Consider the following 21084-nt stretch of genomic DNA (forward strand, 5'->3'; position numbering starts at 1 on the left):
AAAGCTAGCAGCCTGACCAAGTCTGCCATGCAATGGCAGTGACTGAGGTTAACAGCCAGCTCTTCAATTGACCCTCGCACACCTCAGCTTCTCAGAACACTAACTCCCTAACCTACGGTTAAAAAATGGATGCCAGCAGGCAGGACGATGCACGCCTGCTCTGTTGGCATATATCACCTAAATCGCCCTGCGAAAGGCAAGCGCATGCCGCAAGCGGCAACAAGAGGAAAACATGGCTTACAAAATTTATGAAGATGATACTGACTTTTCTGACCTGTATAACGAATTGCAAACTGGCGATGGTACTTCTTTAAATATGCTGAACAATGCCAGGCTGGGCTCAGCAATACTGCCTGGCTATGCAGAAGCACAGCGTAATTTTGCCTATGGCTTATTTAACTCTGCCAATAATAATGCATCAGTCCCTGTCGCTTTGCCAGACTGGGGAGCGATAGATGATGATGCTGAACTAGTCAGATCCAATTTTCTGCGCTCGGAAAAATCTGGATATGAAACTAATGCCTTCGACAAGCGAGACCTGAGTCGTTCCGGCGATACCATGACAGCGCTGTTCAGGAAGAACTATGGCTATACACCAAGTGCTGGTGAGTTGATTCAGTATGCCAATCTGAACGGCATGGACAGCCCGCATGAGTTGGATGCGAATACCATAATAAACAGCCCAAGCACGGACAGGCTGCATCAACTTGATGTCAGCTCGGATCAAATTCAGGATTATTGCGCTAAGAATGCCAAAGCGTTTCTAAAACGCACAAAAGCTGCACAAAGTGATCCATTGACCAATGGCGAGTTGTGGAAAGCATCGCAGGCAGAGAGGGATGCTGATCCAAATTACGTTAAAGCGAAAATTGCAGAGCAGAGTCGCAATTATTCAAAACTTGATGACATCGGACATCAATACAATTTATCGAAAGGTAAACCATATTTTCCTATCTACCTTTCGGGCAATTTGGCTGGTTTTGACGATCAGGTTATTTCTAATACACAAAAAATGCCTGTTTCGGCTCCCAGTTCCCCCCAAACTGCAGGACAAGGTTTGGTAGGAATTTGGGATGCCCTGCAGCGTGATCAGTATAAAAAAGCAATTGCTGAAAATGCGAATAAATCGGTCGCCTTAGTCAAGGCAGCGACGCTTGCTAATGATATTGAGGCTGCCAATGCTGCCGCTTACAATGCGTCGGATGCACGTTCAAAAATCCGACTGGAAACTAGAGAAAAGCTGTCTTGGGGCGGAGCCAGAATGTCTGATATGATAGACAAGTCTTTGACACCAGAACAGTATTTTGACAAGTGTCGCCCCAAACATTCGGATCCATTTGATCTTGCAAAAACAGTTGCCGAAAAATCAGGCTCAAGCAGGGGATCAATTAAATACTTACAAATGTTTGGTAAAACAGGTGGGGTTGTTGGGACCGGTTTGGGTTTATATACAGCTGGCAAGAATGTATATGACGCGCCAGAACCATTAAAAGGGCAGGTGGTTGCTCAGGAAACAGGAGGGATTCTCGGCGGGGCTGGTGGCTCGGCCTTGGGAACAGGTCTTGGTGTTTTGGGTGTTGGGGCATTGGCCGCGACGCCCCCTGGTTGGGTAGCGATTAGTGGCGGTATATTAGGCGGAGCAATTGGCGGTTATTTGGGCAGTGAAAATGGCAAATATTTTGGTGGAAAGGTATATAGATGGCTGAAGAAATAAAAACTTATCAATTATTTCCAAATGAATTTTCATGCAGCTCAGAAGATGGCAGGCTATATCGTTTGCGGTATTTGCCTTTCGATTCTGATGCTGCCTATGATGAGAAACAAATTAGAGTTGCTATTGAGAGATTTATTCCTGATGCTAAGAACTGGCTACCTTTACCATTAAAATTAAGCCTGTGGTCTCATTTACTGCTTTTTACTTCGGCTGATGCTGAATGGCCTCCAGAGACTGTCGTTGAAATGGGGCACGATGGAACAAATGTATGGTTTGAGTATGAAGATGATCTTGATGAAATGCCCTGGGGACGAAGACATTCAAGATGGCGTGCTACATTTGTGAATGCCAAACGACGTTGGGTGATACAGCACCTGCATTATCTTGAAAGAAAATAATTTTATAATTATAGATTTCAGAAATTTTGAGTTTACTTCGAAGGCTTTGCCAGGCTTTGGTCTGTCTCTGGAACTAAGAAAACGTAAACAATAAACTGAGGCATCATAATGTGGATTGAACTGGGTAGAACATCATTTTTTAATGGTAAATTGGAATGCATATCTGATTCATTTGATGTTAGTTCCTTTGAGTTTATCTGGAACGAGCAAAGACTGTAGATCCGTAAAGGTGACCAATTCATTATGTCTACAGATGCCAGCTCCTACTTTCGATTTGGGACGACAGAATTTAAATTCAAAAAGAAATTTCTTTTCATCCAAACAGGCTTTTATTCCGACCAGGATGCTTATGATTTCGGATGGGAAAAAAGAGCAAGTGACCATGGAAAAGATGTCTGTTGGGTGATCAGACATGTTGGGCATCCGAATGAAGTTTATGAACTGACGAGCTCGCCAAAAAAATGGGTATCTAGAACCAGGATGCAGACAGCACCTGAATGTACAGTCTTCAATCCCGAGATGTTGTTGGCCTGTGTAGCATTGATGTGGGTGACGGAAGAAATGTCGAGAGGCTAAATTTATGCCTGGCGCGGTTGTTTTCGGCAAATTTCGAGAGACAACTGGACGTGGGTCTATGCCTAACACTGTAACACCGGGGGAATACAATATTTACTCCAAAGCTCGACAATTGGCGAGTTAACTTCGACAGAAATTTCGAAGTACTATTTACGGTATTTCCAATTGAGTGATAAAACGATGGATTCTAAAGACAGTAATACTAATGGTCTCGTATTTCCTATAAATGGTTTTTTGGTAGGTTTTGACGTTTATGACAGAGAAGAGACGTTTGATCCTGAGCTTAATCGTTATGACCCAAATAAGTTGGAGGATTTGACGGAGCTTTTCAATAAATATTATTTCGGATCTAGTAACGATCTAAGCAAGGAAAACAAAGTGCAAGCATTTAAGGCACTAGAAGTGGCGCTAAAAGACAGGGAATATGATTTTTCATCCTTGCTATGTGATCATGCAGATTTCAATTCAATTTATTTGCCTTCAGAGTGGAAAATTGAAAATCCAAGGCAATTTTTTAAAAACATCTACCATATTGTCAGAGATAAATGGAAAGAAGAATTTTTTTCTTTAGGATACTGTACATTGGTCTTGACTGAATTCGATTGAGGTTAATTTAGAGATACTTCAAAAAGAAATAACAACTCCTAGGTAACTTCGCTATCACGTCTTAACCTCATTTCGCGACTGCTTATGTCGATGACGGCAGATAGTGAATGGCAGTTTTAAAGACAAGCCCATGTTGCAAATTGCTGCAACCATATCGCAAGTCATCATTTTTCTGGTTGAACACAGAGACTAAATCAAGAAGCTGATACTTGGCATTGAGACCCTGATCTCAGCGACAGCTGACATTGGCAAGGTGACCCTGAGTATACGTAATTTCACTGCCACAATCCTGAGTGTGGCAGCAAAGAGTGAGCAAGCCCGGCCTTTTGCCTGCGGCCTATCTAATGACCTGGTCGCGCCTTTCAAACGACCTGGCTAGTTAAAGTATTTTCAAAGTAAGACCAGAAAGAGGCTACCCGAGCTTGGGTAGCCTCTTTTTTTTATCAAAAATTAACGCTGTATTGATAGCTATACATAGGTCCAAAAAGGACAGGTATTGCAATTTCATTTTATAAGGAAAAAACAATGGCAAATTTCCAAAGAATTTTTGGCGATGATGGACTTCCATATCTCATCGATGCATCAGGTGTACGAGCGAATGAAAGTTATTCTCCATGGAGTATTGGCAGTGATGATCTTGAACTCAGGTCAGTGCCACCACCATTTGCTCGTGGCATTGATATGGATTTTGGTTATGGTCAGGACATGGCACGTTTCAGAGCGGATACAGCGAGTCGCCTTGGATCAATAGGCGCGATATCTGATTTAACTGATTTGACGAAATCGAATTTTCTGCAAGCAAAAAAAGCGGATTATCATGATGGTGATTTTGACCGTTATGAATTTAGCGCGTCGGGTAATAAATTCGACCAGGATATTCAAGGTATATAAACTGGATTTGCCGATCACGCGTCCGCAATTGGAATTGGCACAACAGCTCCATAATTCACGTGGCGTTGGAGTGCCGTTACCTGAATTTCCTTATTCATTTAAGCCTGGAGGCGTTGGTCAACCTCCATATAATTGCGCAACATATCCGGCAAGCTTGGGACTACCGATTCCTGAAAATTCAGGTACACTCTTGAAGTATATTCCCAAAATGATTGACTCAGGCGCCACACCTTGGAAAGAATAAGCTAAGTTTTTTTATCTTGAATAAAGTTGAAAAAAGCTAACATGGAAAAAAATGGAGTGTATGTAACGGCTGGTATAAAGTATGCCTTTTAAAGCAAATATTCGTATTTTGTAGGAGCAAGATTAATGTTTCTATTTATTAATTCTTTCATGAGTTTGCTCAAATACAATGATCTCGTACTCGCGAGGCTTCCACATGTGGGGAACAACGAGAGTATTCTGGAGCTGGGGACTGTCTACAGAACTAAATATTTGTTCAGGCATCGTTATTTTAGCTTCGGGCATGAGCAATTGGAAGTCCAGGGCTGTGGTAAAGCTGGATGGAGGGAATTGCCGAGTTATAGTGGTGAGCTGGGATTATTTTTTCTTCATAGAACTGGCCATGATACAGTCCGTGCAAACTACCATATTCCTGTAGAAGTACACGAGGACGGTGTTTGGTGTTTGATACATCAGACACCCGTCTGGAAATACAGAGACGTGCCTATACTATTAAAATACAAAAGCAAGCCAGATTTCTCAAGACTTGATAAAGATGGGCAACCGATTCATTTTTGGGTTAAGTTCTCAGCGCTTGAAGCCTATCTCAAAAATATGATAGTGGATATCGACAAAAAGAGTTATGAAGAATTCGATATTCAGCCAGTGAAATCATGGCTAGGGGCGGAAGTGTGATGTTTCGTGCCTATTTTCAGTCCATGCATAGGCAATTTCTAGTTTGTGATTCAGTATATACCAATAAATAAGGTAGTCGCCTGACCAGCTTCTGGCGCTTACTCTTTATCGTAATTGTCATCAAAAATAAATATCGTGATGAGGTCTGTATTTCTGATTTCTATTCACTCACTTCTTGATTAAACCTGCATTCAAAAACACGTTCTCAGCTAGTATCGTTACCTTTTTTGCGATCTCACGTCGACAGAAGATGCTAGCTTCATTTCTGTATTTTATCGTTCTCAACTACTGCGGTGACAATACCACCCTGGTAAAAAATTATGAAACTAAAGCATGTTAACAGCAGCGCAGATTTTATTGTTGAGCCGAAAGACTTCTTGAACTGTTTTGATGCATATGACAGAGAGGAAACTTTGGGCGAGGAACTCAATCAGTTTGATCCAAATGAACAAGGACAATTGGAAGAGTTATTTGAGCGTTATTTTTTTTGTGGAGGAATTTTAGCGCTCACTCCTGCTCATAAAATTGAATTGGTTCGCGTGCTAAAGGATGCGTTGCACAATAAAGATTTCGATTTTTCTGGGATATTTCAACCAGATCATGACGCTGCCGAGACTATTTACTTGCCATCAGCTTGGCGTATTGATGATCCAAGAGCTTTCTTTGAAAATATTTACGGCATTGTCGTTGAAAGATGGAAAGAAGATTTAATTTCTGCCAACATTAGCATCTCTTCTTGAAGGAATGGAAATCCTCTGACTTGTATGTAAAATGAAAAACACCGCTCACTGACGGGATAAATTTTTCTTGATCACACTTGAATGAGCCCCCTCAGGGCGGACCAATACACTGTGGCGTACTACATAAAAATAAGTGCTGGTATATTCAGCATTTGCATTATTAAAAAAATCTAATCATATGCTTTGTCAGCAGCGAAATCGCCGAACATACATACTATAGCCCCGCCAGATTGGAACAATGCAGAGGTTTTGAGGGCTGGTCAAATGACTGCAAATGCGCCAGGGATACTGCTTCGTGATGTGAGCGGCGTGAAGACCACTTTGCATACTGGTTATTACAGAGGCGTACAGTGGCAAGTGATAAAGGATAATGGTGTTATTACGTCTTCATTTCCTGTCGGGACACGTCCCATTGTACCTCCCACACCTTAAGGAAAACAAAATGGATGAAAATAGAGTAGATTTATTTGAAAAATTGCTAGGAACTGAAACCTCCTCTTGGCAGGAATATAGCATGGGGATTGCCTCAGAAACCTTAACTTCGTTTTCTAAAGATGATTGGGAGGTTTTATTTGCCGTAACCTTGGCCAAACCGCTTTACTGGCAAGAGCGCTGTGCTGAAGCCATTGGTTGTCTGGAACACAGGGAAGGCCTTGCAATTTTAATGGCTTTGCTGCTGTCTCCATCCAAGGACATCGCAGTGACTGCAGTCATTCAACTTGATTATATGTCGGCACAATTACCACGGAGATTCGAGACTACCCTAAGGAATTTGCTGGTGTATGTAAATGAAAATAAGATACCGCTCGATGATGTGATAAGGGATTTGATTGATCGTTTAAATTGAATTACAGAAGAACTTCTGATGAACGGTGTTGATACAGGCTAGCTTTATTTGTGCAGTGTGATCGCCCGTTTATCCGTAATGGTGATCTTAAGGAAAAAAATGGATGAAAATAAAGTAGATTTATTTGAAAAATTGCTAGGAACTGAAACCTCCTCATGGCAGGAATACAGCCTGGGGATTGCCTCAGAAGCCTTAACTCTGTTTTCTAAAGATGATTGGGAGGTCTTGTTTGCCATAACCTTGGCCAAACCGCTTTACTGGCAAGAGCGCTGTGCTGAAGCCATTGGTTGTCTGGAACACAGGGAAGGCCTTGCAATTTTGATGGCTTTACTGCTATCCCGATCCAACAATATCGCAGTGACTGCAGTCATTCAACTTGATTATATGTCGGCGAAATTGCCACGGAGATTCGAAACTACCCTAAAGAATTTGCTGGTGTATGTGAATGAAAATGGGAGGCCGTTCAGTGATGAAATAAGAGGTTTGATTGATCGTTTAGTTTAAATTGAATCGCAGATATCTGGAGCGCAGATGAGAAAATCGCAAGACTTGAGTAAGAAATCAATTAGCGCATTGTTCTTACGTTAGACAGATTTAATACAAGTGGCAAGGTATCACACCAGAAAACTGACCTGTGAAGGTAACTTGGATGAAATCCCTTGGGGCGGATTCATTCAAGGTGACACGCTACTTATGAAAATAGGTGCTGGTATATTCAGCATTTGCATTACCTGAAAAATCTGATCAGAGTTTTGAATTTTTAAATGCAGGGTAGGGAACTCAGAATATAAAACATGAATATGAATATTGCGATGATCAAAAGAAACACACTGATGCTATCAATGGGATTATTTTTCTCCCAGCCTATATACGCAGCAGGCACTCTCGATGGCGTTGCAAAAATATTTCCTGGAAAAACTCCCTTATTATTTACTACTGGAGTTTTATCCAAATCAGATGAGGTTCAGCTTGAATTTGTTCGCAAAGACGGGAAGGAACAATGCTGTACAAAAGCATCTATTGAAAAAGAAATTCGGTTAGGGCCAGATGACTTTGTTACTGATGCGATGGACAATCGGGATATGCATGTGTATGGCTTGAAACTTAGTAAATCTCTGGCCTATCCAGATCCATTTATAGGGATTGCTGTTATTGGGGAAAATGTGAATGTACAAGCCAAGGGTGCGCAATACCTAATCACCGATGAAAAATTGACTTCAACGGTGTCAACTTGTTATAGCCAGGAAGGAATGCACGTGATCAGACGTGAGGGAAAGAAGAAGTTGAGTCATTTGTATATTTCCCTGGGATATGATGTCGAGCCGACTTGTCCTAAAAAAATGTAGATGCAAGGTAGTGACTTTGTAATTCCGATTTATTTTCTGTTCTGTGACATCTGTAATCCAAGGACCCTCGCTTGTCACTGATCTTATTCATTGCAGATTGAGACTGCATTCGGTGCCTCATTTAGGAACAATGCAAGCACACTTTTCAGCACCATCTTTCAAGAAATTATTTCAAATTTGTTTTAGTAACATTCCCATTCTGCAACTCTGGATGTTCGTTAAGAAGCTGCCCCTGCATGGCAGTGATGCGCCGTAATTTTTCTTCGCCTTTGGCAATATCTGCGGCGGCCATACCCATGTCGTGGGCGCGGGCAATCGCTGCGCGCAGTCGTGGTATTTCCTCATCTGCTGCCTGTACATAGGCGGCATACAGACGTGTGTTTTGCCTGGCTTCGTATTGCTGATAGGCTTTGGAATCTGCCAGTTCGGCGGCGCTGGGCATTTCTTGCGTGACTTGAGTATGCTCTATGGGGGGCGTACGCGGGTCGCCATCGCGGGTGGCGGCCAGGCTTTGGGCGGCAGAAAGTAGTGGCCCGGTGGCCAGTAAAGGCACGAATTTTCTTTCGTCATTGCGTTCAGGGAAAGGCGGTGGCCATGATGCCGTGCTTTGTTGCGCGGGTTTTCCAGGCGCAGCCGTGCTGGATGAAGTGGCAGCGATTTGCAGAGGGATTTGCTTGTCCTCGGTTTGCGGCCACAATAGCCAGACGGCTGATGCTGTTGACGCTATGATGGCCGTTGCGATGAGTATGCTCTTGTTTATCATGACCCTGCCTCGCTGGTTGATTGCTTGGATTATTGCTCAGTTATTGATATTGCAGTGCCTGCCTGGTTTCTATCTTTGCGCTCTTGCGCAATTGTGCTTGTAGAGTAGATAACTGGCGTATGGCTTTTTCTTGCGCTAGCGCCAGGCTGGCCTGGTAACGCACGGTTTCTGAGGCCGGGTCCTGGTAGCCTTCAATGCGTTTTTCTACCAGCACGATTTCCCAATAGGCTTTTTCATTGGGCGCGACAGCAGCGCGTATGGGCGGGGATACCTTGCCGGGTTCCTGCATGTAGGCCAGTTGTTCCAGCCATGATAATTGTCCCTGGTGAGCAATGATGCCCAGGTCGCCACCTTGCTGGGCATCTGCGGCGGTGGAATACTGCCTTGCCAGGCTGGCGAAATCACCGCTGCGCTGCGCCAGCTCGGCGACTTGTCTGGCCTGCGCTTCATTATTGAGGCGGATATGACGCGACTTGACTGACACGATGCGTTTGAACTCATCCTTATGGCTGCGAAAGTAGGCCGCAACTTCTTTGGGCTTTACTTCAGCGGCGAGCTGGTTCAATAGCCTGCTTTCCGAATCGGTATCGGCACCTATGCCATGCAGGCTCATGATGGCACGCACGGTATTTTGTTCTTCCACTGCCTGTCTCAAATCCCTCAGTGCCGGTTCACCAAAACGCTGGCGCGCCCAGTCTAGCACATACAGGTTGGCCAGATAGAGTTGCGCCTGCTGGCGTATGTAGTCACGGTTACGATTGAAAAACTCTACTCGTCCTTGTACATTCTGGCGACGGAACAGGGCAAACAGGCTGATATTGGCGGCTGGTGCAAAGTTGCAGCGCAGGACTATCACATGGTTTGCTGCAGCCTGCTGTGAGGGGTTCAGGCTATAGTCAAGCATGACCCTGTTTCTGGGGCCGAAAATCTTGCTCAGTTCATCTTCTTCCAGCTTGCCTTGTTCCTGGATCAGTGCATCGAGTCTGCCACCGGGGAGTTTACCGATGGCGGCTTCCAGATCCTGGCGATAAACGGTACGCAGATAGCCGCTCAACTGGTTGTCCAGCATCACGTCCGCTTCAAACGCCACCCGCCGCGATGGTTGCAATTCTTCTTCGCTAAACTGGCCACGGCCTGCAACAGCCAGCAAGCGATTGTTGACGATGTTGTCGAGGATATCGGCTTGCCTGGTTTTTGGTTTTTCCAGTTGCGTCATGTGGGCGAGCACGTCCAGTGTCAGTTTATATATAGGGGCACCATTCAGGCGTGCCACCAGGTCGGACTGAAGCACCGCCTGGCTAGTCGCCGCAGTTGGTGCAATGTCCGCTGCCATTGCAGCAGCAGACATAGTCAGACACAGTACAGACAGGCAGCTCTTCATGCCCAAGAAACGTAAGGTACGGAAGATACCCATCAAGCCCATTTTTACTTGCAAGCTGCTGCCTGGTCTGTACATGGTCTGCCTCAGCTATTCAGACGGTTGGCTGCACGGTTCAAGACATGAACCATCATGGCGATGGCGTGTGGCACCACCAGGCGGCCAACCCGAATGCGGTCATTCTGATCGGTGGAGGAGAGTACGATACCGCCGTTCTGATAAGAGTAAGTGCCACCCTGTGTCAGCAATTGACGGATATCGGTGGCATTTGCTGCCAGCGGCGTGAAGTCGGCCATGGCTGCGGCGACCAGGGCTGGATCATTCAAGCTCTGGCTGTCGTAATAGCTGTTGACCCATTGCTCCCAGCCTGAGTGATTGCGGGCCGAGGTGGTCCAGGTATGGTGGGGTTGCAGCAGGTCGGTGGAATGCATGACAAAACCCAGGCTTTGCAAGCTGGGGCTGCTCAGAAACTGCTGGAACCAGTACTGCGCCAGGTTGTCGATGGGCTGGAAAGGGATTTTTTCAAAGTCGGCATATTGGGCTGGTGTTGAATAACCACCCAGGCGGTAATGTGCTTCGGTCACGCCATAGGTATTGTACTTGCTGCTGTCGCCGAACCAGCCTTTCATGCCGCCAGGGCCGTCGTCAAGATAGTCACCCACCAGCCATGACGCCGCCAGATTGTCAATATCGCCAGCGACAGTCAGCTTGGCATAGTTATAGCCACCGAACGGGTTGCCGTGTACATCAGGGCCAGCCGTATGGTTTTGGAAATGCCAGTAAGAAGTATATTTGACGATACTTTGTGCAGCGCCCCAGATCGGTGCCAGCTGGCAATCACCAGTGACTGCACCACAGATATAGGTGTCAGCGAAATCATCGACATCGTAAGCACCCTGGCCCATGGCCGTGGCGAACTGATCCACGGTATAACCAGCTTTTGCGAGGCCAGTGACCAGCGCTTTATAGTTGGTTTTGTCAGGATTATTTTTCATGAAAGTCACTGCATCAATGGCGATGCGGCGATGGGTCTCTTGCTGAAAGGCATGTGCAGGGGCAAAACAACAGAGCAGAGCAGCCACGGCTGCCACTTTGAAAACGGATTTCATAGAACGTCCTTCAGGTTTGATGTTGAAAAGGAGCGAAACTCAGACCGCTGAAATGATCGCCGCGACATGCCCCCTTTCTCCTGCGGGCAGGAACCAGAGCTTGCAACAGGCACGCATCAGTATTGGAAATTAAATAATTTCAGCGCATTAGCTTTTTAACATGGAAGAAAAGCATGGTCTTAGCATTTTCTCTAGAATGTGACCTCTAGTGTGACGTAATCAGCACGTCATTTCTGTGGAGTAATAATCTCTTTTGTGAGTAGTCTGGTTTGTTAAAACAACCAAAGCCTAAAGTGAAATTTCTTCCCATAACGCTCATCTGCTAAAATACGCTTTTTGCGAAACAAGTGACTTCAAACAGGTGCATTTGGCCTCCACACAAGTCGCAGCGCTTGGGTGTTTACTCAAGCCACAGACTGAGTTTGTTGTCGCACAAGTAACTCCTCTCTTCTTTTCTGATTTCCTGTATGTCTGAATCCAAACCTGTTGAAGGCGTAAAGCCGCTGTTTTATGATCCTACCGAGCGCCGTATCCGTAGCTTTGTCACTCGTGCCGGGCGCTTGTCTGATGCACAGGCCAGGGCGATAGAAAACCTGAGCCCGCGTTTTTGCATCCCGTATCAAAAAGCGCCGCTGGATGTAGATGCAGCATTTGGTCGCCAGGCACCAACAGTGTTTGAGATTGGTTTTGGCATGGGCGAGACCAGTGCCAAGATTTCTGCAGGCATGCCTGAGAAAAATTTCATCGGTGTTGAAGTGCATACCCCAGGTGTAGGCAGCCTGCTCAAGCTGACGGATGAACTGGGTTTGCAAAACCAGCGCATCATCCAGCATGACGCCTTTGAAGTGCTGACGCATATGATCGCTCCAGCCTCGCTGCATGGTATACACGTGTTTTTCCCTGATCCCTGGCATAAGGCCCGCCATAACAAGCGTCGCCTGATACAAGGCCCGCTGGTGGCCTTATTGGCCTCCCGCCTGGCCCCTGGTGGCTATCTGCATTGCGCAACGGACTGGGAAGAATACGCCGTGCAAATGCTGGAAGTCTTGAATGCGGAAGCGGCACTGGAGAATACTGCCGATGCCTACGCACCACGCCCTGATTATCGCCCTGTGACTAAATTTGAAAACCGCGGCTTGCGCCTTGGTCATGGCGTGTGGGATTTGGTATTCCGTAAAAAGTAAGATCCGGAGGTAGCGAATTCTCGCTCAGTGCAGAATTTGCAGCGCCGGCCTGGTGCGCAGATCGCGCCAGCGTGCTTCGGTTTTCCAGCGTACTGACCAGTCAACGAACTGGTCGGCCGGCATGGGGCGGGCGATGCCATAGCCCTGGGCCAGCCGGCAACCCAGTTCCAGCAACTTGGCACCATGGGCCATGGTTTCTACCCCTTCAGCAATCACCTGGCGGTCAAAGGCACCAGCCAGGCGTATAACGCCTTCGACGATGTCGAGGTCTTCGACATCAGTCAGCATGTCGCGGACAAAACTCTGGTCTATTTTCAGGGTATCCACAGGCAGCTTGCGTAAATAGGTTAAAGACGAATAGCCGGTGCCAAAATCATCCAGCGCAAAATGGATGCCCATTTGGCGGCAGCGGTTAAGTATGGCGACGGCTTGTTCCATGTCAGCGATGGCAGCGGTCTCCAGTACTTCCAGCTCAAAATTACCGGCTTCAAAATAAGGGTGCACGCGCAAGGCAGCTTGCAGGTAATCACAAAATTCCGGCGCCAGCAAATGATGTGCACTAATATTGGCGCTGACACGTACCGCGATACCGCGTAACTGCCATTGATAGGCTTGCTGTATGGCTGCCTTGATGACCCATTCGCCCAGCGGTTTTTCCAGCTTGCTGCCATAGATATGCGGTAAAAATTCACCCGGTGCCAGTATGCCGCGGTTGGGATGTTGCCAGCGTATCAGTGCTTCTGCACCGACAATTTCACCGCTGATCAAATCCACCTTGGGCTGGTAGTACAGGACGAATTCATGATGATCCAGCGCAATTTCCAGCCTTTCCAATATCTGCCTGCGCTGTTGGGCTCTGCGATCGCTTTCCGGGTCAAACAGATGGTAGCGGTTTTTTCCAGCCTCCTTGGCCAGGTACATGGCATGGTCGGCGTGGCGTAGCAGGGTATCGGCATCAACATTATCGTCAGGATAAAGGCTGACCCCTATGCTGGCCGAGATACTGACTGTCGTCGTATCTATCTGTATTGCCTGGCTGACGCCCATCAAGACGCGGTCCAGTATCATGGCGCTTTCTTCGGCGGATGAAATGTCGGACAGCAAGACGGCGAATTCATCGCCTCCCAGGCGTGCCAGGGTATCGTCGGCACGCAAGACGCGCTTCAGGTTTTCTGTCACGCCCATCAAGAGACGGTCACCAATCGCATGGCCGTATTTATCATTGACATCCTTGAAGTCGTCCAGGTCAAGAAAGCACACGGCCAGGGACTTGCTGGTGCGATTGGCACGGTTGACTGCCTGCCCCAGTCTATCGGCCAGCAAGCGGCGATTGGGTGCGCCTGTCAAAGGGTCATAATGGGCAATACGGTCCAGCTCGGCTTCATGGGTCTTGAGTTCGCTGATGTCGGTGAAGATGCCAATGTAGTGCTGGATTTCACCAGCTGCATCGCGCACTGAAGAGATGGATAAGAGCTCAGGAAAAATTTCACCATTTTTGCGCTTGTTCCAGATTTCACCGCGCCAGAAATCATCGTCCTTGACGGCATTCCACATTTCAGCATAAAAACTGGCATTGTGATGGCCGGACGCCAGTATCTTGGTGGATTGGCCGCACACGTCTTTTTCGGTATAGCCCGTGATGCGCGTGAAAGCCGGGTTGATCTTGGTGATGCAACCCAGAGGGTTGACCACCATGATGCCTTCGAAACTGCTGGAAAACACGGTGGCAGCTTCACGCTGCGTCAACTCCATCATTTTTTGCGCGGTGATGTCGGTATGGGTGCCAGACATGATGAGGGGTTTGCCCTGCTCATCCCAGGCCACGACTGCGCCCCTGGTCAGCACCCAGCGCCATTCTCCTGACTTGGTACGCAAGCGCAATTCCAGTTCGTGGCTGGCTGTGAGGCCTTTGATATGTCTGTCCAGCGAAGCGTGTGAAGCCTTTAAATCATCCGGATGGATATGGTCTGGCCAGTGCCCGGGGCTGACATTCATTTCACCTGGATAATAACCCAGCATGGTTTCCCAACGGGCACTGACCTTAAAGGTATTGCTGGCCAGGTCCCAATCCCAGTAACCAAGATCGGACCCCAGCATGACGCGCTCCAGCCTCTGTTCTCTTTCCAGCAATTCTGCGGCAATGATTTTTTTCTCAGTAATGTCAGCCAGGGTACCGACCACACGGTGAGCATAGCCATCAGCATCGCGGCTGACGACCCGACCACGTGTATGCACCCATTTGATGTCACCTTGCTTGGTCACCAGGCGATATTCAAAATCGATGTCGCCACAATGCGGATGACGAAAATTCGCCATATGCTGCAAAACCATGTCCAGGTCATCAGGATGAATTTTGCGTTTGATAAATTCGAGATCCTGGCTTTCTTCGTTTTCAGTGTAGCCGGTCATTTCATAATAACGTTGCGAACGGTAGACTGTGTTCGTGGGCACATCCCAATCCCATAAAGCTTCGCTGGTGGCAGCAATGGCCATTTGCAGGCGTTCTTCACTGGCTTGTAATTGCATGGCCGTAACCTTGCGCTCAGTAATGTCCTGCACACTGCCATGCAGCCGTACCAGTTTGCCTTCACTGTCTTGCAAGGCTTCGCCACGGGCAATAATCCAGCGGTGGCTGCCATCGGGCCTGATGACTTCGGCGTCGCAGGTATAGGGAGTGCAGTTCTTAATGGCTTCCTCGACTGAGCTGGCCAGTTTAAGCCAGCTTTCAGGCGTAAAATATTGCTGCACTTCCGGGTAGACGGCTGGTGGCAGCGATAGGTCGCGGCCGTAGATCAAATAGACTTCTTCCGACCAGGTATGCACGTCGGTGCGCACCTCCCAATTCCAGCTGCCCACAGCAGCCAGGCGTTGCGCCACTTTCATGGCGGCTTCACTCTCCCTCAGGGCAGCCTCTGCCTCTTTGCGTCCGGTAACATCACGGGCAATACCAAACAAGCCCTGCACCTTGCCAGCCTTGTCCAGCATGGGGCCCTTGGTCACCATGAAGACCATGGATTTGCCACTCAGGGTATCGATGTATTCATCCGTGACCTGGATGGTGCTGCTGGCCAGCACACGCTGGTCGCCTTGCGTAATCATGCGTGCTGATTCAGCCGGGAACAGGGCGTAATCATCACGACCAATAATCTCATCCACAGGCTTGCCCACCAGGGTAGTGACAGACTCATTGGCCATGACATAGCGCCCCTTGAGGTCTTTGACAAAAATCGCATCTGAGGTGCCACGTATGATGGCATCGAGCAAGTTGCTGTTGTTTTGCACCTTGCGCAAGGATTGTCGCAAGGCTTCACTGAGCAAGCTGATGGCAAGTCCATCAACGATGAGAAAGCCCAGTTGCAAGGCATCCTGGCTGGTTTTGATCGCCAGGCTATACAGAGGTGGGATGACAAAATAAGACAATCCCAGGCTGGCGATCAAGGTCGATAACAAGCCAGGCCCAAGTCCCCCCAGCATGGCGCTGAGGACGATGGGCAAGACAAACATGATCAGCATGGGCCGGTTTTCAAAACTGGGGGCGACGGCCAGCCGCAATAACAGTACAGACAAGGGCAGGGCAACTGCCATCAGGTAGATAGGCCAGCGTATCTGTGTGTGCGGATGAAAAACTTCGAGTAAGGGGCTGCCTAATGCTTCTTGCTCACGGGACGAGAGTTGCGGTACTGCGCGCAAAGCCAGAAAAAACAGTGCGGTAGTGATGATGACAAAGAACACACCCTTGATTGTCGATAACCAGCTTATCGCATTGATATTGCTAAGGCTGGCTAACAGGCTGTCAGACAAGAATATCCAGGCCAGCGCAAAGAGCAGGTACACCACCGTGACCGTGCGGATATAGCGATTGCGTGGTGTAATCATCATAAATAAGCTGCCATTTCCACATCGTGAAGAAGATGAAGCCTGGTGTTATGTTGCCTGCAGTTTTGCCAGCAAAGTACAGGGTAAATTGGCAGAGAATAGCGCCGGGAGTGGCGTGGCTACATTAAGTGGTCTATTAAGTGTTGCTCTGGAGAATTTTCCTTAGCCTAACACGTTTGCCCACATGCTTACTAATAAGATGTGTCATATGTGTTTTTTTGTCAATGTACAAAAAGACAAAATTTGTAAAATTGACATAAAAGAGACTGAAATGATACTTTAAGCAACTCATTGCACAGATCACTGCACAATTTAACGGTCGTTGACGATGTTACTTAAGGGCGCTAGCAGTGCTTGCAAGTCTTCTGCACTGAATTTGCTGGCCAATGCCTGGTCGCTGCCTAGCACTCCTTCGGCCAGCGCGGCCTTACGTGCCTGCAAGCCCAGTATGCGTTCCTCTATGCTGCCCTCTATCAATAATTTGTAGATGAACACAGCTTGCTCCTGGCCTATGCGGTGGGCGCGCGCATTGGCCTGCTCTTCGACTGCCGGGTTCCACCATGGGTCCATGTGGATGATGGTGTCGGCGGCGGTCAGGTTCAGACCCACGCCGCCTGCTTTCAGGCTGATCAGCATGATGGGTACTAGCTTTTCCTGGAATTGCCTGACGACCTCACCACGGCTTGCAGTCGCGGTCTTGCCGGTCAACATTAAAAACTCCAGCTGCATTTCCTGCAGGCTGGAGGCGATCAATTCCAGCATTTCCGTGAATTGCGAGAACACCAGTATGCGGCGGCCTTCTGCCACCAGGGCGGGCAGCATGTCACCGAGCATTTCCAGCTTGGCTCTTTCCATGTCGTGCGGCAGATTGTGGCCTTTTAACAAAGCCGGGTCACAGCACACCTGGCGCAATTTGAGCAAGGCATCCAGTATCGTGATTTGCGCGCCATCAAAGCCCTTGCGTTGCAGTATGCGGCGCACCTGTTCATCAGCGGCAACGCGCACGCTTTCATATAATTCGCGTTGCTTGCCCTGCAGACGCAGGCGTTTGATGACTTCAGTGCGGGGTGGTAATTCTGTCGCTACTTCATCCTTGCGGCGGCGCAAGATGAAAGGGCGCACTCTTTGCGCCAGCAATTGCGCGCGCAGGGTTTCGCCATTGACCTCTATGGGTTTGCGCCACAGCCGGGCAAAACTGCGCATATCACCCAGAAACCCCGGCATCAAAAAATCAAACTGCGCCCATAGCTCGCCCAGATTATTTTCCAGCGGCGTGCCTGTCATGCACAACCTGTGTCGTGCATTGATCTGGCGTACTGCATCTGCACTGCGGCTGGCGGCATTCTTGACTGTTTGCGCTTCATCGAGGATCAGCAAATGAAATTCCTGTGCCTTTAACACATCAAGGTCGCGCCATAGCAAGGGATAAGTCGTCAGCACCACATCTGCCTGTTTGATATCGGTAAACAGGTCAGCCCGTTCCGGCCCTTGCAACGTCAATACGTGCAGGGCAGGGGCCATGCGTCTGGCTTCTGCCTGCCAGTTAAAAATCAGTGAAGTCGGTAGCACGATAAGGGCAGGGATATCCATACGACCCTGCTGTTTTTCTATCAGCAAATGGGCGAGTACCTGGGCGGTTTTCCCCAGGCCCATATCATCCGCCAGTATGCCTGCCAGATGTTGCTCGCGCAGGTATTGCAGCCAGGCGACACCATGCAATTGATAGGGGCGCAAAGTGACACCCAGTCCATCGGGCGCGGCCACTGCGCGCGGGCTGCCAGCTTTCTTGAGGCGCTGCGCCAGGCTGCGCAGACCCACATCACCTTGCAATTGCCAGCCACCATATGCACCTGCACGTGCAGGCTGGCTATCGAGCAGGCTGGTGCGCAAGGCTTCCAGCCGATAGCTATCCCAGGCCGACAAGGGCACCGGGCCTTCCGCTTGTGGCCGGTCGGTCAACAAATCCAGCATATGCAGGACGATGGCTTTCAGCGGTGCTGCCATGGCATCAATGCGTTTGCCGCCAGGAGCGCGTAATTGTATGAGCGCCATGTCATCGATGAGGCGTATCTGCCTGGCATTGAGCCAGCGTGCATCACGTTGCAGCAGATGCGCCAGCATGGGAACCAGGTCCAGCACCTCGCCCTCGATTTCTATCCCCAGACTCAACATCCATGAGCCTTCACGCGCAGGCAAGCCTAGTGGCGTGATGATCTCGTGACGACCACGCATGCGTGATGCCACCTGCTTGCCAGTAATAGCCCCCGTGTTTTCATCGATAATGAGATGCCAGGCATCGACAGGTACGCTCTCATGAGTAAAGCCAGGACGCACCACGACCAGCCAGCCGAGTGCCTGCATCTCAGGCAATTTCTCTGCCCAGAAATCAGCAAAAAATCCTTCCTGCACCAGACTCCAGAGTGGTCCAAAATTTTCTGCGATTCGCTCATTGCGCCATTGCAGGCTGGCAGCGGGCAGGGGTTGCAGGGCGATATCCCAGACCTTGTCCAGCGCATCTGCCTCTGCCCCCAGATCGCGTAGCAGACTCATTGGCTTGCCATCTTCGTCATGCAGCAATTGGGTGGGATGCGGCCTGCGATTCAGCAGGGCAGTGGGAGCCGGGGTTTGCCAGCGCATGCCGCTATCGGTGTGGTACAGCCAGTCGATTTCCACCACCGTGACACTACCGCCACGCGGCCCAAAGTCACCACTGGGTTTCATGCCCAATAAGCCATCCCCCCGGTGCAGGGTTTGCAGAGTGATGCGCGGGCGGAAATACCCTGTCACTTCAGGCAAGCCACGCGGTGCTGGTTTATTTTCCTTCAAAACGCGTCCGTATCAAACCCAGTTCACCAAACTGCACCTGGATATCCGCACCAACAGCTACAGACGGGCTGCCTGCATACGATCCGGTAATGACAGCCTGGCCCGCTTGCAAGCCCAGCCCCTTGCTGCGCAAGAATTCTGCCAGCCAGTACAAGGGCAGGCGTGGCATGCCAGCCGGGTGTTGCCCATCCAGTGTGATGCTGGCCTGGCCAGTGGTATTGAGCGTGATGGATAGCTGGCTGGTTTGCTTGGCCAACTGTGCGTCAACGATGGGACCAAGTAACAAGCCCTGATTAAACAAGCCATCGGCAAAGTGGTCATGAAAATCCAGTTGTTCCGGGTGCGTGTAACGACTGTCTATCAATTCCAGTGCCAGCCTGGTTTCTGCCAGCGCGGCGTCAACATCTGCTGGCGTATAAGGGGTAGCCCTGGCAGGCAGGTCATGCGCGATGATGAAAGCCAGTTCTGGCTCTATCCTGAGGTGGCCGTTCCTGGCCCGGACAGTGCAGACTGGCGTACTGGTTTCATGTACATCATGGTCATAGATGGGTGCCACTACCCATTTGTCGGGGGTATCAGGCATATCATGTGCAGGCAGGCCGCATTTCCAGGCGGCGATGGGCTGGACCATGAGGCGACTGACTTCACACTGTACGGCAAATGCAGTATCCAGATCATCTGGGCGAAGTGCCGCAGGCAGAGCATCGCCCTGCGTGCCGTTTTGCCGTCTTTCCAGCAATATTTGGGCGGCCTGGCGGATATAGTCTGGTTTCATGAATGTGATTTCATCGACATGATTGAGCAAATGCGAAAGCCGACATTTTATAGTGCCAGGGTTTTCAATGCTGACGGCAGGTTCGCCAGTTCACCTATTTTTAGTTTCATTGCGTTTATTCCTGCATGTGCAGATATTCACGAGACTGGATAGTAAATCCTGACGCCAGGTCAGGCACAATAGGTGGAAGGGTAAATTTGTGATTGTCAAATAAATATTTTGAATTAACAAATACTGTATGAGTTAAGCACGGAATTTAAAAGATTGTGTCATTTCATGACAAATTCATTTTAATAAAAATTTTACTTTTCTATAATGTTGTGATCCGTTATTTTAGCTTATTATTTAAGCAATAATCTCTTTGTGAATTTTGACCGGAGCCCTAAATGGCTAACACTGCTGCAGACATCCAAAAGCTTTACATCGCTTATTTCAACCGTCCAGCAGATCCAAATGGTCTGAATTACTGGGCAGCGCAAAACCTGACAATCGGTCAGATCGCTGATTTGTTCTCCAAGCAACCAGAATACGCTACTGCATTTGCTGGCAAGACAACAGAAGACACCATCAACACCGTGTACAACAACCTGTTTGGCCACAAAGCCGACGTCGCAGGTTTGAACTACTGGGTAGGTCAATTGCTGGGTGGCAAAGTCACCATGGGCCAGGCAGCGATCGCCATCCTGGGCGGCGCCACTGGTGCAGACAAAGTTGCCGTTGACTCCAAAGTAGCAGCAGCAACGTCCTTCACTGCAGCAGTAGACACCACAGACGAAATCGTTATCTATTCCAAAGTAGAAAATACCAAGCTGGCCAAAGAATGGCTGAGCAAAGTGTTGGATGCTACGACACAAGCTTCCCAAATCGCGACACAAGATGCGACTATCCTGTCCATCGTTCAAGGCGGCGGTCAAAAAGACTTCACACTGACAAGCAATACCGACATCGCTACAGCAGAAAACTTCACAGCAGGCCTGGTCTACACACCACAAGGCAATGCACGCGTGAATGCCCTGCAAGACGAAGACGTACTGACAGGCTCCAACACCTCCGCTGCAGCCAACAACAAACTGACAGCTACATTGGGTAACTCCAATGACAACGGCGCGCCTATCATCACCCCAACGTTGAAAAACA

At 48.7% G+C, this 21084-nt stretch carries 18 protein-coding genes; 12 read left to right on the plus strand and 6 right to left on the minus strand.

Features of this window, described 5'->3' with window-relative positions; translation table 11 throughout:
• The first annotated feature begins 232 nt into the window (after positions 1 to 232).
• From ACO0LF_RS19340 to ACO0LF_RS19385, 10 genes are all read left to right on the plus strand, one after another.
• Complete coding sequence (locus tag ACO0LF_RS19340) at positions 233 to 1714, plus strand: hypothetical protein (protein ID WP_423016927.1); 1482 nt, start codon at positions 233 to 235, stop codon at positions 1712 to 1714.
• Positions 1699 to 2112: a hypothetical protein gene (locus ACO0LF_RS19345; RefSeq protein ID WP_423016929.1), complete on the plus strand. Its 414-nt coding sequence runs from the start codon at positions 1699 to 1701 to the stop codon at positions 2110 to 2112. Before ACO0LF_RS19340 ends, ACO0LF_RS19345 begins: the two co-directional genes overlap by 16 nt.
• 243 nt (positions 2113 to 2355) lie before the next feature.
• A complete protein-coding gene (locus ACO0LF_RS19350) occupies positions 2356 to 2688 on the plus strand; it encodes a hypothetical protein (protein WP_423016931.1) in 333 nt (110 codons plus the stop codon).
• A gap of 180 nt (positions 2689 to 2868) precedes the next feature.
• The gene (locus ACO0LF_RS19355) at positions 2869 to 3294 is read left to right on the plus strand and encodes a hypothetical protein (RefSeq protein ID WP_423016933.1); all 426 of its coding nucleotides are present in this window, start codon (positions 2869 to 2871) and stop codon (positions 3292 to 3294) included.
• 525 nt (positions 3295 to 3819) lie between these two features.
• Entirely contained in the window at positions 3820 to 4185 is a 366-nt protein-coding gene (locus ACO0LF_RS19360) for a hypothetical protein (protein ID WP_423016935.1), read from the plus strand.
• Between the two features lie 369 nt (positions 4186 to 4554).
• The gene (locus ACO0LF_RS19365) at positions 4555 to 5103 is read left to right on the plus strand and encodes a hypothetical protein (RefSeq protein WP_423016937.1); all 549 of its coding nucleotides are present in this window, start codon (positions 4555 to 4557) and stop codon (positions 5101 to 5103) included.
• Between the two features lie 320 nt (positions 5104 to 5423).
• On the plus strand, positions 5424 to 5843 hold the full coding sequence (locus ACO0LF_RS19370) for a hypothetical protein (RefSeq protein WP_423016939.1): 420 nt from the start codon (positions 5424 to 5426) through the stop codon (positions 5841 to 5843).
• 442 nt (positions 5844 to 6285) lie between these two features.
• Complete coding sequence (locus ACO0LF_RS19375) at positions 6286 to 6690, plus strand: hypothetical protein (RefSeq protein ID WP_423016941.1); 405 nt, start codon at positions 6286 to 6288, stop codon at positions 6688 to 6690.
• A 99-nt stretch (positions 6691 to 6789) separates the two neighbouring features.
• Entirely contained in the window at positions 6790 to 7194 is a 405-nt protein-coding gene (locus tag ACO0LF_RS19380; protein WP_423016943.1) for a hypothetical protein, read from the plus strand.
• Between the two features lie 290 nt (positions 7195 to 7484).
• On the plus strand, positions 7485 to 8036 hold the full coding sequence (locus tag ACO0LF_RS19385; RefSeq protein ID WP_423016945.1) for a hypothetical protein: 552 nt from the start codon (positions 7485 to 7487) through the stop codon (positions 8034 to 8036).
• Between the two features lie 166 nt (positions 8037 to 8202).
• Here ACO0LF_RS19385 and ACO0LF_RS19390 read toward each other — a convergent pair whose 3' ends face one another.
• The 3 genes from ACO0LF_RS19390 to ACO0LF_RS19400 are packed head-to-tail and all read right to left on the minus strand — an operon-like array spanning position 8203 to position 11286.
• Positions 8203 to 8799 (minus strand): hypothetical protein, encoded by a 597-nt coding sequence (locus tag ACO0LF_RS19390; protein WP_423016947.1) that lies wholly within the window; start codon positions 8797 to 8799, stop codon positions 8203 to 8205.
• Positions 8800 to 8839: 40 nt separating this feature from the next.
• Positions 8840 to 10255: a peptidylprolyl isomerase gene (locus tag ACO0LF_RS19395; protein WP_423016949.1), complete on the minus strand. Its 1416-nt coding sequence runs from the start codon at positions 10253 to 10255 to the stop codon at positions 8840 to 8842.
• An 8-nt stretch (positions 10256 to 10263) separates the two neighbouring features.
• A complete protein-coding gene (locus ACO0LF_RS19400; protein ID WP_423016951.1) occupies positions 10264 to 11286 on the minus strand; it encodes a phospholipase in 1023 nt (340 codons plus the stop codon).
• Positions 11287 to 11753: 467 nt separating this feature from the next.
• On the opposite strand from ACO0LF_RS19400, the gene trmB reads away from it, so the two are divergent.
• Positions 11754 to 12470, plus strand: coding sequence for a tRNA (guanosine(46)-N7)-methyltransferase TrmB (gene trmB, locus ACO0LF_RS19405; protein ID WP_423016953.1), 717 nt, complete (start codon positions 11754 to 11756; stop codon positions 12468 to 12470).
• 24 nt (positions 12471 to 12494) lie between these two features.
• On the opposite strand, the gene ACO0LF_RS19410 is transcribed toward trmB, so the two are convergent.
• From ACO0LF_RS19410 to ACO0LF_RS19420, 3 genes are all read right to left on the minus strand, one after another.
• Positions 12495 to 16349, minus strand: a complete 3855-nt coding sequence (locus ACO0LF_RS19410) for a PAS domain S-box protein (protein WP_423016955.1) — start codon at positions 16347 to 16349, stop codon at positions 12495 to 12497.
• 309 nt (positions 16350 to 16658) lie between these two features.
• Positions 16659 to 19172 (minus strand): DEAD/DEAH box helicase, encoded by a 2514-nt coding sequence (locus ACO0LF_RS19415; protein ID WP_423016957.1) that lies wholly within the window; start codon positions 19170 to 19172, stop codon positions 16659 to 16661.
• Complete coding sequence (locus tag ACO0LF_RS19420; RefSeq protein WP_423016959.1) at positions 19159 to 19947, minus strand: 2-keto-4-pentenoate hydratase; 789 nt, start codon at positions 19945 to 19947, stop codon at positions 19159 to 19161. The genes ACO0LF_RS19415 and ACO0LF_RS19420 overlap by 14 nt, the downstream gene beginning before the upstream one ends.
• 386 nt (positions 19948 to 20333) lie before the next feature.
• Here ACO0LF_RS19420 and ACO0LF_RS19425 point away from each other — a divergent pair.
• A partial coding sequence (locus ACO0LF_RS19425; RefSeq protein ID WP_423016961.1) for a DUF4214 domain-containing protein occupies positions 20334 to 21084 on the plus strand: 751 nt, incomplete at its 3' end.

It is taken from the genome of Undibacterium sp. Di27W, assembly GCF_049340345.1.
GTDB lineage: Bacteria > Pseudomonadota > Gammaproteobacteria > Burkholderiales > Burkholderiaceae_D > Undibacterium.

Excerpts from the sequence above, each read along its gene's own strand:
- ACO0LF_RS19360 (WP_423016935.1), top strand. The coding sequence starts at position 3,820 with ATGGCAAATTTCCAAAGAATTTTTGGCGATGATGGACTTCCATATCTC.
- ACO0LF_RS19385 (WP_423016945.1), top strand. The coding sequence starts at position 7,485 with ATGAATATGAATATTGCGATGATCAAAAGAAACACACTGATGCTATCA.
- ACO0LF_RS19375 (WP_423016941.1), top strand. The coding sequence starts at position 6,286 with ATGGATGAAAATAGAGTAGATTTATTTGAAAAATTGCTAGGAACTGAA.
- ACO0LF_RS19400 (WP_423016951.1), bottom strand. The coding sequence starts at position 11,286 with ATGAAATCCGTTTTCAAAGTGGCAGCCGTGGCTGCTCTGCTCTGTTGT.
- ACO0LF_RS19340 (WP_423016927.1), top strand. The coding sequence starts at position 233 with ATGGCTTACAAAATTTATGAAGATGATACTGACTTTTCTGACCTGTAT.
- ACO0LF_RS19345 (WP_423016929.1), top strand. The coding sequence starts at position 1,699 with ATGGCTGAAGAAATAAAAACTTATCAATTATTTCCAAATGAATTTTCA.
- ACO0LF_RS19395 (WP_423016949.1), bottom strand. The coding sequence starts at position 10,255 with ATGTACAGACCAGGCAGCAGCTTGCAAGTAAAAATGGGCTTGATGGGT.
- ACO0LF_RS19410 (WP_423016955.1), bottom strand. The coding sequence starts at position 16,349 with ATGATGATTACACCACGCAATCGCTATATCCGCACGGTCACGGTGGTG.
- ACO0LF_RS19370 (WP_423016939.1), top strand. The coding sequence starts at position 5,424 with ATGAAACTAAAGCATGTTAACAGCAGCGCAGATTTTATTGTTGAGCCG.
- ACO0LF_RS19355 (WP_423016933.1), top strand. The coding sequence starts at position 2,869 with ATGGATTCTAAAGACAGTAATACTAATGGTCTCGTATTTCCTATAAAT.
- trmB (WP_423016953.1), top strand. The coding sequence starts at position 11,754 with ATGTCTGAATCCAAACCTGTTGAAGGCGTAAAGCCGCTGTTTTATGAT.
- ACO0LF_RS19380 (WP_423016943.1), top strand. The coding sequence starts at position 6,790 with ATGGATGAAAATAAAGTAGATTTATTTGAAAAATTGCTAGGAACTGAA.
- ACO0LF_RS19350 (WP_423016931.1), top strand. The coding sequence starts at position 2,356 with ATGTCTACAGATGCCAGCTCCTACTTTCGATTTGGGACGACAGAATTT.
- ACO0LF_RS19390 (WP_423016947.1), bottom strand. The coding sequence starts at position 8,799 with ATGATAAACAAGAGCATACTCATCGCAACGGCCATCATAGCGTCAACA.
- ACO0LF_RS19420 (WP_423016959.1), bottom strand. The coding sequence starts at position 19,947 with ATGAAACCAGACTATATCCGCCAGGCCGCCCAAATATTGCTGGAAAGA.
- ACO0LF_RS19365 (WP_423016937.1), top strand. The coding sequence starts at position 4,555 with ATGTTTCTATTTATTAATTCTTTCATGAGTTTGCTCAAATACAATGAT.